The 13,790-nt window shown below is 39.1% G+C and carries 10 protein-coding genes; 8 read left to right on the top strand and 2 right to left on the bottom strand.

All coding sequences use genetic code 11. The annotated features are described in order from the left end of the window. Position 1: 1 nt before the first annotated feature. Together hemC and hemA are read right to left on the bottom strand one after the other, a co-directional pair. On the bottom strand, positions 2 to 916 hold the full coding sequence (gene hemC, locus G5B37_RS10565) for a hydroxymethylbilane synthase (RefSeq protein WP_164679999.1): 915 nt from the start codon (positions 914 to 916) through the stop codon (positions 2 to 4). After that, on the bottom strand, positions 909 to 2,183 hold the full coding sequence (hemA, locus tag G5B37_RS10570) for a glutamyl-tRNA reductase (RefSeq protein ID WP_164680000.1): 1,275 nt from the start codon (positions 2,181 to 2,183) through the stop codon (positions 909 to 911). Before hemA ends, hemC begins: the two co-directional genes overlap by 8 nt. A gap of 173 nt (positions 2,184 to 2,356) precedes the next feature. Here hemA and G5B37_RS10575 point away from each other — a divergent pair, with 173 nt between their 5' ends. The 8 genes from G5B37_RS10575 (at position 2,357) to G5B37_RS10610 (ending at position 13,745) form a co-directional block, all read left to right on the top strand. Beyond that, positions 2,357 to 3,262, top strand: a complete 906-nt coding sequence (locus G5B37_RS10575) for an AraC family transcriptional regulator (RefSeq protein WP_164680001.1) — start codon at positions 2,357 to 2,359, stop codon at positions 3,260 to 3,262. 202 nt (positions 3,263 to 3,464) lie between these two features. Continuing rightward, entirely contained in the window at positions 3,465 to 4,505 is a 1,041-nt protein-coding gene (gene hemH / locus G5B37_RS10580) for a ferrochelatase (RefSeq protein WP_164680002.1), read from the top strand. Beyond that, entirely contained in the window at positions 4,505 to 5,878 is a 1,374-nt protein-coding gene (locus G5B37_RS10585) for an MATE family efflux transporter (protein ID WP_164680003.1), read from the top strand. The genes hemH and G5B37_RS10585 overlap by 1 nt, the downstream gene beginning before the upstream one ends. 58 nt (positions 5,879 to 5,936) lie before the next feature. After that, positions 5,937 to 9,053: a VPS10 domain-containing protein gene (locus G5B37_RS10590; protein WP_164680004.1), complete on the top strand. Its 3,117-nt coding sequence runs from the start codon at positions 5,937 to 5,939 to the stop codon at positions 9,051 to 9,053. A 108-nt stretch (positions 9,054 to 9,161) separates the two neighbouring features. Continuing rightward, positions 9,162 to 9,695: a CopD family protein gene (locus G5B37_RS10595; protein WP_164680005.1), complete on the top strand. Its 534-nt coding sequence runs from the start codon at positions 9,162 to 9,164 to the stop codon at positions 9,693 to 9,695. A 132-nt stretch (positions 9,696 to 9,827) separates the two neighbouring features. After that, positions 9,828 to 11,243, top strand: coding sequence for a sensor histidine kinase (locus G5B37_RS10600; protein WP_164680006.1), 1,416 nt, complete (start codon positions 9,828 to 9,830; stop codon positions 11,241 to 11,243). Between the two features lie 67 nt (positions 11,244 to 11,310). Next, on the top strand, positions 11,311 to 12,093 hold the full coding sequence (locus tag G5B37_RS10605; RefSeq protein WP_164680007.1) for an enoyl-CoA hydratase/isomerase family protein: 783 nt from the start codon (positions 11,311 to 11,313) through the stop codon (positions 12,091 to 12,093). A 113-nt stretch (positions 12,094 to 12,206) separates the two neighbouring features. Further along, complete coding sequence (locus tag G5B37_RS10610) at positions 12,207 to 13,745, top strand: hypothetical protein (RefSeq protein WP_164680008.1); 1,539 nt, start codon at positions 12,207 to 12,209, stop codon at positions 13,743 to 13,745. Positions 13,746 to 13,790: the final 45 nt, after the last annotated feature.

Here is a 13,790-nt window from a genome sequence, read left to right on the forward strand (position 1 = left end):
ACTATAGCGCCCTTTTTATTTGAGTCATTAATTCTTTACCTCCGCGATCTAAGACTTCTTTGGCCCATGCGACTCCGGTGTCTGGTTGTACGTCTTCTACCAAAATTGCTTTAAGTATTTCAATTTTATCTCCCCCGTCTAAAGACAAGAGCGATCCTTTAAAATCTATGGCATTACCTAATATTTCGGCGTAGGCCCCAATGGGTGCAGTACAGCCTCCTTCAAGAGTTCGTAAAAAGTCACGTTCTATACGTGTAACAATTTCTGCATGGGGGTTATTTAGTTTTTGGCTAGCTTCTTTGCAGTAACTATCTGTCTCTAGAGCTACTACAACCATGGCTCCTTGGGCAGGAGCAGAAATCATCCAATCTAAATCGGTATGGTATTGCGGAAGTATACCAATACGCTGCAATCCTGCTTTCGCAAAAATGGCACCATCCCAATTGCTATCACTTAACTTTTGTAGTCTAGTGTTCACATTTCCGCGAAAATCTACTACAGTATGGTGTGGATATCGGTGAAGCCATTGTGCTTTTCGCCTAAGACTACCTGTAGCAATAGTGCAGGGTTTTGAAAAATCTACTTCACTTTTTGTGGTTACTAATATGTCTGTAGCCGTTGCGCGCTCTAGTACAGCAGTCTGTTCTATTCCTTTTGGCAATGCCGTTGGTACGTCCTTCATGCTATGAACAGCAATGTCTACAGTGCCATTAAGCATTGCAATATCTAATGTTTTGGTAAAGATTCCTGTAATCCCCATTTCGTAGAGTGGCTTGTCTAGTACCAAATCTCCTGTAGATTTTACCGGTACAAGTTGTGTATGATATCCAAGCGACTCTAGTTGTTGCTGTACAGTTGTTGCTTGCCAGAGGGCTAATTCACTATCTCGAGTACCTATGCGAATGGTTTTACTCATTGATTTCGTCGTTTAATTGAAACACAGTTCGAAGCATTTCGGCACTTTCTTGCGCTTTACCATTTTGAGCTTTTAAATGATTGGCAAACTGCGTAGTGATTTTTTGAATAATACGATTACTTAAGATTTCGGCTTGTTCTTCATTAAAATTGCTCAATTTCTTGCGCTGATTGTCAATTTCGCCTTCTTTTATTGCTGAAAGTTTATTTTTTAAGGCCTTTAGCGTTGGAGCAAAACTTCTGTTTTCGGCCCAGGTTTTAAACTCTTGCTCTATTGAAGTGATAATGTTAGCTGCCTTAGGAATTTGCGATTGTCGATGCGCCAAAGTAGCGTCTGTTACTTTACTAAGTTCGTCTAGATGAATGAGTGTAACAAGCTCATTGTCTGTTACATTTGTTGCTACGTTCTTTGGTATCGATAAGTCTAGAATAAGCAGCGGTTTTTTTAAGTATAACAATTCTTTTGAAATTGTTGGTTTTTGTGCTCCTGTAGCAACAATCAGAATATCGCTCTGCGCAATCTCACTTTGGATATTTGAGTAGTCTTTTACCACCAAATTAAACTTACCTGCAATTGCCTCAGCTTTTAGTTTTGTGCGATTTATTAGGGTAATTTGCTCGTTTTTGGTGTGTTTTATAAGATTTTCGCAAGTATTTCGCCCAATTTTGCCAATTCCGAATAGTAAAATATTCTTCTCCGAGACATAAGGAACTCGTGCCATAATGTATTGAACAGCGGCAAAACTTACAGAGGTAGCTCCCGTTGAAATTTCGGTCTCATTTTTTATTTGTTTACTTGCCTGAATCACAGCGTTAGCGAGACGCTCCATATAGGCATTTAGAAGCCCCATTTTTTTAGCACGTTTGAACCCAATGCGTAACTGACTTATAATCTCGAAATCTCCTAGAATCTGGCTGTCTAGTCCAGTACCTACCTTAAATATATGAGAAACTGCTTGGTCTCCTTCAAAAACATAAGCAACTTGTTCAAACTCTTCTACGGTGCCGTGGGTGTGCTCGCATAATAACTTAATAAGCTGTGAGGGATGGGTTGCAAAACCATATAGCTCGGTGCGGTTGCAAGTTGATAACACACTTAATGCCTCAATACCTTCGGTTTTGGCTGTTGCTAATATTGCTTTTTGAGCAGATTCAGAAATACTGAAATGTCCACGAATTTCGGCATCGGCCTTTTTGTAGTTTAGACCAATAGCATAAAAAGTACTTTCTTGAGTAGAAAAATGTCGTTTGCCGTTTGTGTGTTTCATTAACAACGCAAAATTAAGAGAACCGAAATGCAAAAAATAACGCTAGAGGTATCAATTGTATCGATGCGCGTTCCAAACAGTCAAATTTTGGCATTTATTTTGGGAGTGCTAGTAAAACTGTATCTTTGTTACGCCCACTAAACGAATTTATTTAGAATGATTATAAATAAATAATGCAAAATTCAAAGGAAATTTCAGTAAAAAATATCGCTCAAGGTATTTATAGAGAAACTCAGATAGAAGAGGGCTTTTTTATTCTAAAGTTTACCAACGATACTATTGAGTCTCAGGTGTATAAGCGGGAGGTAAGCTCAGATTTTATACAATTTCATTTTTGTGTAAAAGGATCGGGTTCATTTAGTTTTAATAACGGAAACTATCGCTTGCCAATACAAGAAGAAACCTCTTTGCTGCTCTATAATCCGGAGCGCGATTTACCAATTGAAGTTGCTGTAGCTGCACATTCATGGGTGCTTTCGGTTCTATTACCAATCAAGAAATTTCACACTTTGTTTTCTACAGAGGCCAACTATATTACGTTTTTAAGTGATGAGAATAAGGGTAGAAAGTATTACAAAGACGCTCATATTTCGCCGTCTATGGCAATTGTGCTCAATCAGTTATTGAATTACAATCTACACCCCACCATCAAACAATTATACTTTAAAGGAAAAGCTTACGAGTTGCTAAGTCTTTATTTTAATAGAGAAGAAGATGTAAACGTAGAGCAATGTCCATTTTTGGTAGATGAGCAGAATGTGGTAAAAATTAAAAAGGCCAAAGAAATTATAATTTCAAGAATGGCAGAACCACCTAGCCTACAGGAGTTGGCCGATGAAATACAATTACCAATCAACAAGCTCAAAGAAGGCTTTAAGCAAATATATGGAGATTCTGTATTTAGTTTTTTGTTCGATTATAAGATGGAAGTTTCTCGCCAATTATTGGCTACAGGAGGCTATAACGTCAACGAAGTAGGGTTAAAAGTTGGGTATAGCACTGCCAGTCATTTTATCGCAGCTTTTAAAAAGAAGTTTGGCACAACGCCAAAGAAATTTGTGATGGGTTTGTCTAAATAACGTAGTTGCGTAGCATATATGTCAAACAATGTTGGCTTACTTATCTTATTATTTCGTTAATCTATCGGCTAAGATTTTACAAACCAACATTAAGAAGTATTTTTGTTTCTCTAAATAAGTAGAAAGATATTACCCCGAGCTTACCGAAGGGTTTTCCAATTATCTTAATGGGCCTATGACCGGCTGAGACTGATAAAAATATATGAAAGGAATACTGCTTGTGAACCTTGGCTCGCCAGAAAGCACCAAGCCCAAAGACGTAAAAAAATATCTAGACGAGTTTCTTATGGATCCTCGTGTAATTGATGTGCCGCGTTGGGCGCGCATTTTACTAGTTCGTGGTATTATACTAAACACCCGCCCTAAACAATCGGCTAAGGCCTATGCAAAGATCTGGTGGGACGAAGGGTCGCCGCTCATTGTGCTCTCAGAACGCCTTCAGAAGAAAGTACAAGAAAAAGTTACCATACCCGTTGGCTTGGCTATGCGGTATGGCAGTATGACATTAAAAAAAGGGCTTCAGGAGTTAGTAGACCAGGGTGTTACAGAAGTTAAGACCATTCCGTTGTATCCCCAATTTGCCATGGCAACTACAGAAACAATCGATGTAAAGGTTGACGAGCTTGTTGCAGCACATTTTCCGCAGTTAAAAATTACCAGAACCCCAGCATTTTATAAACGAGAAGATTATATTAATGTGCTCTCTAAGAGTATAGCTGAAAGTTTAGAGGGTTTAGACTACGAACATTTGTTGTTTAGTTATCACGGGGTGCCAGAGCGACACATTAGAAAAAGTGATATTACCAATGGTAATTGTAAAATGAATGGCAAGTGCTGTTTTAAAATGGGCTCGCCTCAACATGAATTCTGCTATAAACACCAATGCGAAATTACCACGGTAAATGTTGCTAAAAAATTAGGATTAAAACGCGGAACCTATTCTACTACTTTTCAATCGCGTCTTGGGTTCGATCCATGGTTGCAACCATACACAGACCGCACCGTAGAGCGAATGGGAAAGGCTGGTGTAAAAAAACTAGCAGTGGTAACTCCGGCATTTGTAAGCGACTGTCTAGAAACACTTGAAGAAATTGCGATGGAGGCTGAAGAAATCTTCCACGAAGTAGGAGGAGAGCAATTCACAACCATTCCGTGCCTGAATGACCGAGACGACTTTGCACAAGTACTCGCCAATATGATTGAAGAATGGCGTATTGTTACTATTGAAACAGCCATCGCATAATGGCAAAAAGCAATTCAGCTTCTCTCGGTACTGCCACTATTAGTTCTTTACTAGTAAAACAAGCTGTGCCTGCCTCTATCGGTATCTTAGTTATGTCGCTAAACATGATTGTAGATACCATTTTTGTGGGTAGATGGATTGGCCCGTTGGCGATTTCAGCAATTACTGTTGTAATTCCGGTAACCTTTTTTATTGGAGCAATTGGTCTTGCCATTGGTATTGGCGGGAGCTCTGTGCTTTCTAGAGCGCTTGGTTCTGGCGACAATGATAAAGCATTGCGCGTTTTTGGAAATCAGGTTACGCTTACCTTTTTAACAGCTGGCTTACTTGCTATTCTCGGACTTGTTTTTCAAAATACCTTAATAGAATGGTTTGGAGCAGACGATAGTTTTAAAGATCAGGCTTTGGTCTACTACAGAATTGTGATGTACGGCATTGTGATGCTGTCTATGTGCATGATGGGAAATAGTGTGATTAGGGCTGAAGGAAAACCAAAATTTGCCATGTATGCCATGATGTTACCAGCTATTGCTAACATTTTTATGGATTACCTCCTTATTAATGTATTCGATTTTGGGATGCATGGAGCTGCGTGGGCTACGTTTGTTAGTTATTTTATTTGCTTCGCATTTATTGTTTGGTTTTTCTTGTTTAAAAGTGAGCTAAGACTGAAAGCCGAATATTTCAAATTAAAGAAGAAAATTGTTTCCGAAATCAGTGCACTTAGTTCAGTAACCCTTGCCCGACAAGGTGTGATTAGCGTATTTACAATTTTGGTTAATAACGTACTTATTTCAACAGGTGATGCCATGGATGTGGCGTCATATGGTATTATTAGTCGTGCGTTAATGTTTGCACTATTTCCTGTTATTGGTGTAAATCAAGGTTTTTTACCCATTGCTGCCTATAATTATGGAGCTGGAAAGGTTGCACGTGTTCGAGAAACCATCAATAAATCTATTTGGTATGCGGGCGGGTTATCCCTTGTTGTATTTGCCATTATTATGTTTTTTGCGCCTAGTTTAGTCGAAATTTTTGTGAGTAATAAAGCAGGGCAGAGTGCAGATACTATTGCTAATAATGCTGAAATTTTAAAACGAACACCAGATGCCTTGCGTTGGGTGTTTGCAGCGACTCCTGTGATTGCCGTACAACTTATAGGTTCGTCGTATTTTCAGGCAATCGGAAAAGCCATTCCAGCATTATTGCTAAGTCTCACAAAGCAAGGTTTTTTCTTAATACCGTTAATTTTAATCCTTCCCAAATTTTACGGTGTGTTTGGAGTGTGGATTGCCTTCCCAATTGCAGACGTACTTTCTACCTTAGTAACGGGCTATTATCTAAATCGAGAGGTTAGAAAAACGTTGCGGTAATGTTTTCTGAATACTATATGATGCATTATCTTTAAACAAACTTTCTAATATATTGTTTATGAAACGCCATCAACTCCTAAGTTTTGTTCTTTCAACAGTACTTTTTATTTCACTTTCTTCGGAAACTTCCTTCGCTCAATCCTATGACGAAGCCTTATACGGAGCGCTTGAGTATCGTTTACTAGGGCCCTTTCGAGGAGGCCGAAGTGCTGCCGTAACAGGCGTGCCAGGAAAGCCAAATTTGTATTATTTCGGAAGTACTGGTGGGGGTATTTGGGAAACCAAAGACGGCGGTAGATCATGGAAGAATATTTCAGATGGATATTTCGGAGGCTCTATAGGTGCCATTGAAGTTGCGCAAAGCGACCCCAACGTAATCTACGTGGGAGGTGGCGAAAAAACCGTTCGAGGTAACGTTTCTTCTGGCTACGGCATGTGGAAAAGTGAAGATGCTGGAAAAACTTGGGTTTCCGCAGGACTCGAGAATAGCCGGCATGTGCCAAGAATTGCCATTCACCCAACAGACTACAATATTGTGTACGCTGGAGTGATGGGGAATATCTACAAACCTACTCAAGAACGAGGAGTGTATAAAAGTACAGACGGTGGGAAAACTTGGCGTAAAACGCTTTTTGCAAACGAAAATGCTGGGGTGGTAGATCTTATTATGGATCCGAATAACCCTAGAATATTATACGCCTCTACATGGAATGTTCGCCGTACCCCGTATAGTTTAAGTAGCGGGGGCGATGGTTCTGCCCTATGGAAAAGTACAGACAGCGGCGAAACATGGACTGAGATTTCAAAAAACAAAGGCTTTGCCACAGATACCTTAGGGATTATAGGGGTTACCGTGTCGCCTGCCAATAGCGACAGAGTATGGGCAATTGTAGAAAATAAAGATAAAGGAGGCGTGTATCGCAGCGATGATGGTGGCGAAACATGGAATCTTATAAACAGTGAACGAAAACTTCGTCAACGTGCTTGGTATTATACGCGTATTTATGCAGATACCAAAGATCAAGATGTGATGTATGTGCTTAATGTGCGCTATCATAAAAGCACCGATGGCGGTAAAACATACAGTACGTACAACGCACCACACGGCGATCACCACGATTTATGGATTGCCCCAGAAGACCCCAATCGTATGATTATAGGTGACGACGGTGGCGCACAGGTAAGCTACGATGGTGGTGAAACCTGGAGCACCTATCACAATCAGCCAACTTCTCAATTTTATAGAGTGACTACAGACAATAGTTTTCCCTATAAAATTTATGCGGCGCAGCAAGACAATTCTACCGTTCGCATAGCACATAGAACTGAAGGCGGAAATATTTCTGAAGACGACTGGGAAGCTACAGCGGGAGGTGAAAGTGCGCATATAGCTGTAGACCCAAACAATCCAGACATTGTGTACGGAGGTAGCTACGACGGCTTTCTTACACGTTACAACCACGATAAAAATACCATAAGAAGTATTAGCGTATGGCCAGACAACCCTATGGGGCATGGGGTAGAAGATATGAAGTATCGTTTTCAATGGAACTTCCCTATTTTCTTCTCACCTCACAATCCGAAGAAGCTATATACAGCGTCTAATCACTTACACGTTACCACCAACGAAGGCGAAAGTTGGGATGTAATTAGCCCAGACCTTACACGTAACGACCCAGAAAAGCAGAAGTCATCTGGAGGACCTATCACTCAGGATAATACCTCGGTAGAATACTATTGTACTATTTTCGCTGCTGCGGAAAGTCCCTTGCAAGAAGGGTTGTTATGGACAGGAAGTGACGATGGGTTGGTAAACGTGTCTAAAGATGGTGGAAAAACTTGGACAGACGTTACACCAGCAGGTATGCCAGAATGGATGATGATTAACAGTGTAGAGCCTTCAGTGTTTGATGCAGGAACCTGTTATATAGCCGGCACAAAATATAAAACGGGCGATTTTGCACCGTATTTGTACAAAACAACAGATTTTGGCAAAACTTGGAAGAAAATTACCAATGGTATAGCCTCAGAGCATTTTACACGCGTTGTGCGAGAAGATCCTACCCGTAAGGGATTATTATACGCAGGTACAGAAACAGGCATGTACATATCGTTTAATGATGGCACCTATTGGAAACCGTTTCAACTTAACTTGCCTATAGTGCCAATTACAGATTTAGCCGTAAAAGACAACAATTTAATTGTAGCTACGCAAGGGCGAAGTCTTTGGATTATTGATGACCTAGGATTATTACACCAACTTGCCAATGCTAAAGGAAAAGGTAATTTCCTTTTCAAACCTAAAGACACCTACCGTATGGGAGGGCGTTCTAGAAAAGGTTCATTAACCAGCGGTACCAACCACCCTAGTGGTGTGATGACGTATTTTAATTTGCAAGATCCAACCGATAAAAAGATTACGCTAAGTTACGTAGACAGTCGTGGTGATACGATACAGAAGTTTAGCACGAAGAAGAACAAAGAAAAAAATATAAAAGAACTAAAGGTTGAAAAAGGCGCTAATTACCATACATGGGATATGCGAGGGAAAGGCGCAGAACGTTTGGACGGGATGATTTTATGGTGGGCGAGTACAGCTGCGCCTCAGGCAGTACCTGGCATGTATAAAGTAGTTCTGGAGGTAGAAGGAGAGGCAGCTTTGGTACAAAACTTCAACATTGTGCCAGATAAAAATGCTGAAACCGATGTGGCAGGAATGCAACGACAATACGACTTTATCACAGACGTGAATAAAACAGCAGATAAGGCACACAAGTCTATTAAGAATATCAGAAAAATAAATAAGCAGTTAGATGCTTTTCAGAAGCAATACAAAGACAATGAGGCCGTGAAGGAGTTGGTAGCGAAAGCCAAAGATTTGAGCGAGAAATTTTCAGATATAGAAAAAGCATTGTACCAGACTAAAAACAGAAGTGGGCAAGACCCGTTAAACTTCCCGATTAGGTTGACCAATAAATTGGCTCATTTAAACAGTTTGGTTGGTATGGACGATTTTCCACCAACTCAGCAAGATATTGCTGTTAAAAACGAACTTTCCCAACAAGTGAATGCAGAACTAGTGAAGTTTGACTCGCTGGTTTCAGAAGAAATAAAAGCCTTTAACAATGCTTTTAATAGCAAGCAACTTAATTATTTGTTTGTGGAAGAAGAATAACAACAATATGCCACGAGGATTCCTGATTTTTTTCAGGATTGTCCCTATGGGCGAAGTATCTTTGTGGCGTTAGTAATAATACAACTCCTGCCTTCTCGGGAGATACATATGGAATACAATTATATAAAATCACTGCACCTAATCTTTGTCATTACTTGGTTTGCAGGCTTATTTTATATCGTTAGATTGTTTGTTTACCAGATTGAAGCACAGCAAAAAGAGAGTCCGGCACGTGAGATTTTAAGCGAGCAATACAAAATAATGACCAAGCGTCTGTGGTATATTATTACCTGGCCGTCTATGATTTTGGCTACGGGTTTTGCGGTTTGGTTGTTGGCATTGCGTCCTTTTTGGATTACAGATGCCTGGATGCAAGTAAAACTAGGTTTTGTAGTGGCGCTAATTATCTACCATATAAAATGTCACCTTATTTTTAAAGCACATTATAACGGTGTGTACAAGTACAGCTCTAATTGGATGCGTATGTTTAATGAGGGCGCCACGCTCATCTTATTTTCTGTGGTGTTTTTGGTGATACTAAAAAATGCTGTTAACTGGATCTACGGTACGCTTGGGATTGTGGTATTTGCTATTCTAGTCATGTTAGGTATTAAAATGTACAAGCGTATTAGAGAAAAGTAATCACTTTCTACTTTTAGTAAAATGGTCTTTATTCTTTTTTCTGAAATTGGTTTGATTATTGCTATCTTCCCTTAAAATTTAGATTCTTTGACCTTTTACAAAAGCTCTTTACGAAACCGCATCTTTTTCTCCATGATTTTGCTCATTCTTTTGGCGAGTGTGCTCATTGCTGTGGTAACTATTTATCAGTATCGGGAAGAGGCGAAAGACTACCACAGAGATCGTCTGGAGCGTAAAGAGGCAAACATAAAGAAGCACATTAATTATGTGCTTGAAGAAACTACCTACCCGTTAGAGACAGATAAAATTCCTTTAATCTTTAAGGAGAATATTCATCAGATAAAGAAAATTCATAATCTGGATATTTTCTTCTACGACTTAGAAGGAAATCTTTTGGTGTCGTCGGAAGCTAGAATTGTAAAGGACCCGAAACATCAAAAAATTTCGGAAGATGCCATGCAAGCGCTTCGGCAGTCGCCAGAGAAGCAATATGTTGTTCAGTTTAATGAAAACGGACAAGGTTATCAATCGGCTTTCACCTATATCACCGACATTTCGTTTAAGCCGTTGGCTATTTTAAACCTCCCGTATATTGAAGATGACGATTTCATTAATAAAGAGCTTAGGGAAAACTTAATGCGCTTGGGGTTTGCCTATTGCTTTATGCTGTTAATTGCTATTGCGTTGGCGTATCTTTTGTCTAAATACATTACGCGATCCTTGAATACAGTAAGTGAAAAAATTACTGAAACGCGGCTAAACAAGCGTAACAAGCGTATTGAAATTGAAGGCTCTACCGAAGAAATTTCTAATCTGGTAAAGGCGTATAATAGCATGATAGATGAGTTAGAGAACAGTGCGGCTCAACTTGCTGCCAGTGAACGAGAAGCTGCTTGGCGCGAAATGGCAAAGCAAGTAGCACACGAGATTAAGAATCCGTTAACCCCAATGCGACTTACGGTACAGAGTTTTCAGCGGAAATTCAATCCAGAAGACCCCAACATTCATTTAAAAATTGATGAATATAGTAACACACTCATTCAGCAAATTGATACCATGAGCAGCATTGCTTCAGCTTTTAGTAGCTATGCAGATATGCCTGCGCAGCAAAACGAAACTTTAAATGTGGTGAAAATCACCAAGCTTGCCTTAGACATTTTTAATGAAAACCACATATACTTCTTTGCGAAGGAAAAAGAAATTATAGCCAAATTAGATAGAACCCAGCTCATACGGGTTATAACAAATTTAGTGAAGAATAGTCTTCACGCTATAGCGCAAATACAGCCAGCAACCCCCTTGGTTGAGGTAAATGTGTTTGCCGAAAATGGATCTGTGTATATCACTGTAAGCGATAATGGCGTGGGAATTTCCGAAGAAAACAAGGAGAAAGTATTTGAACCAAAATTTACAACTAAAAGCAGCGGAATGGGCTTAGGTCTTGCTATGGTGAAAAATATAGTAGAAACCTACAAAGGAGAAATTTCGTTTGTTACAGAAGAAAACAAAGGAACGACTTTTAAAATTCGGTTTCCATTGCAGGCTTAAGTTGTAGCTGTTGTGGCTTGTTTTTAATACCTTTGTTAGACACTAGATCTTCTTAAAAACCCAAAATATGTCCTACGAAAACATTCTAAGTTCGTTTGAAAATAACGTCACAACAATTACCATAAACAGACCTTCAAAACTCAATGCGCTTAACAGAGCGACCATAAAAGAATTGCACCAAGCCTTTAAGGTAGCCGATGATGATAAAAATACTAAGGTAATCTTGGTCACTGGAAGCGGTGAAAAAGCGTTTGTGGCTGGAGCAGATATCAGTGAATTTGCAGATTTCTCGGTTTCTCAAGGCGAAAAATTAGCCGCCGAGGGACAGGCGTTACTATTCGATTTTGTAGCGCATTTATCTACACCAGTAATTGCGGCAATAAATGGTTTTGCACTTGGTGGCGGATTAGAATTGGCGATGGCGGCGCATTTTAGAGTGGCTAGTGATAATGCTAAAATGGGGCTACCGGAAGTTTCGTTAGGGGTTATTCCAGGTTATGGAGGTACACAACGCTTACCACAACTGGTAGGAAAAGGACGCGCCATGGAACTTATTATGACCGCCGGAATGATAGATGCCAATCAGGCATTGCAATACGGGTTGGTAAATCATGTTACTACCTTAGAAGAATTATTGCCGCTGGCAGAAAAGCTTGCCTCAAAAATTGCTAGAAACTCTTCTGTAGCTATTGCTTCAGCCATAGATGCGGTTAACGCGGGCTACGAAGACGGCGAAAATGGTTTTGATGCAGAAATTACTCAATTTGGCAAATGCTTCGGGACGGCAGATTTTCACGAAGGTACTCAGGCATTCTTAGAGAAGCGTAAAGCAGCGTTCCCTGGGAATTAAGAAGCATCTCACAAAATCAATCTACACACAAAAATCTTTTGTTTAAAATTTTTGTGCACTGCTTATTTATTCTACAATCCTTTTACTCCTATAACATTAAATAAAATTAATTTATGAAAAACACACTTATTATTTTGCTCGTTGCTCTGTTTACACTTACTAGTTATGCGCAAGACGGGGAAGCAGAAATAGCAGTAGATATTAAAACAAGCGAGGTTTTTAAGGACAAGAAAAAGAGAACCAGCTTGGCATTTTCTACAAAAGATAATATGGGAGGTGTTATTTTAGGACGTCGGTATAAAAAGGGGTATTATATAGAACACTATGACGCTTCTATGAAATTAGTTGGCAGTTTTGACTATGAAGACAAGAAAAGAAGAGGTGCTTTTGAGAGCGCTTTTATTAGTAACAATGAGTTGGTATTAATTGAGTTTTACAATAATAAAGACGATAAAACCCTAGATTACTATGTGCATAAGAGTCCTATAGGAAAGTTTACTTTTAAAAGAGAATTGCTTTTTAGTGTGCCAAAAACCGAAGCCAGTAGAAAGGAATGGGGTTGGTTTGGTTCAAAAATAGATGGAGACCGTCTGGGTGAAGTAACCGTATCTCCTAATCAGGATTATGTTGCAATTACGTTAGATATTATTGACAATGATAAAGAGACACATCGAATTTTTATGTTCGATAATGCACTTAACAAAGTGTATCAAACAGAGTTTGTACGCGATATCAAGGATAGGAAATTTCAGCTAGAAAACGTTGATATTGACGAAAGTGATGGAACAATATATTTATTAGGAAAAGCGTATACCCGAGAGAAAAAAAAGAAAAGAGATGGGGGTAAGTATCAATTTGAATTGTACAAAATAAATGGTTCTACCAAAGGCTCTGTGGTTTTTGATACAGGTGAAAATTTTATTGGTTCGCTAACTACAATCGTAAATGACGGAAAAGTAGTTTGCGTAGGCTTCTATTCTGAAAGAAATGATTTTCGTTATAAAGGGTTTGCATTTTTTGATATCAATCCGCAAAGCATGAAAGTAGCTGCGGCTAAATATTCACCATTTACAGATCAATTTATACTAGACAAGTATGGGAAGGATAAAGACAAAGAGCTACGTAATATTTCGTTTAGAGATATTTTAATTACAGGTACTGGAGAAATTGTTATAAATGCTGAAGAATACTTTGTTACCGTAATTACAAACACAATGCCTAATGGTGCTTCTACAACAACATATAGATATAACTATCGAGATATTATTAGCGCTAAAATTTCTACAAGTGGAGCGTTAATATGGGCACGTAATATTAATAAAAAGCAAGTCGCGAGCTACCCGTCGCCATACCTTTCGTATACATCTACCTACGCCAATGATAAAGTATATATGTTTGTGAATTGTGCAGATAAAGTACGGCGTATTCGTGCAGATAGATTACAATTTAAAGGAACAAGTGCCAAGCGTTCTAATTTGTACGTAATTACTATTGATGAAGCGGGTAATTTTGAATACAAGAAAATAATAGACGATAAAGACAGCGATGTGCCGTTTTCTGTAGGACGTGGTTTCTTAAATGACGAAGGCAACCAAGTACTCTTTCAAGGTAGAAGAGGCAGCAAGAAACAGATATTAAAATTATCTATATAGTGGAATAAATCCAATTTAATTAAGAATAATTCCTAATATCGACTA

The organism is Rasiella rasia, assembly GCF_011044175.1.
Classification (GTDB): domain Bacteria; phylum Bacteroidota; class Bacteroidia; order Flavobacteriales; family Flavobacteriaceae; genus Marinirhabdus; species Marinirhabdus rasia.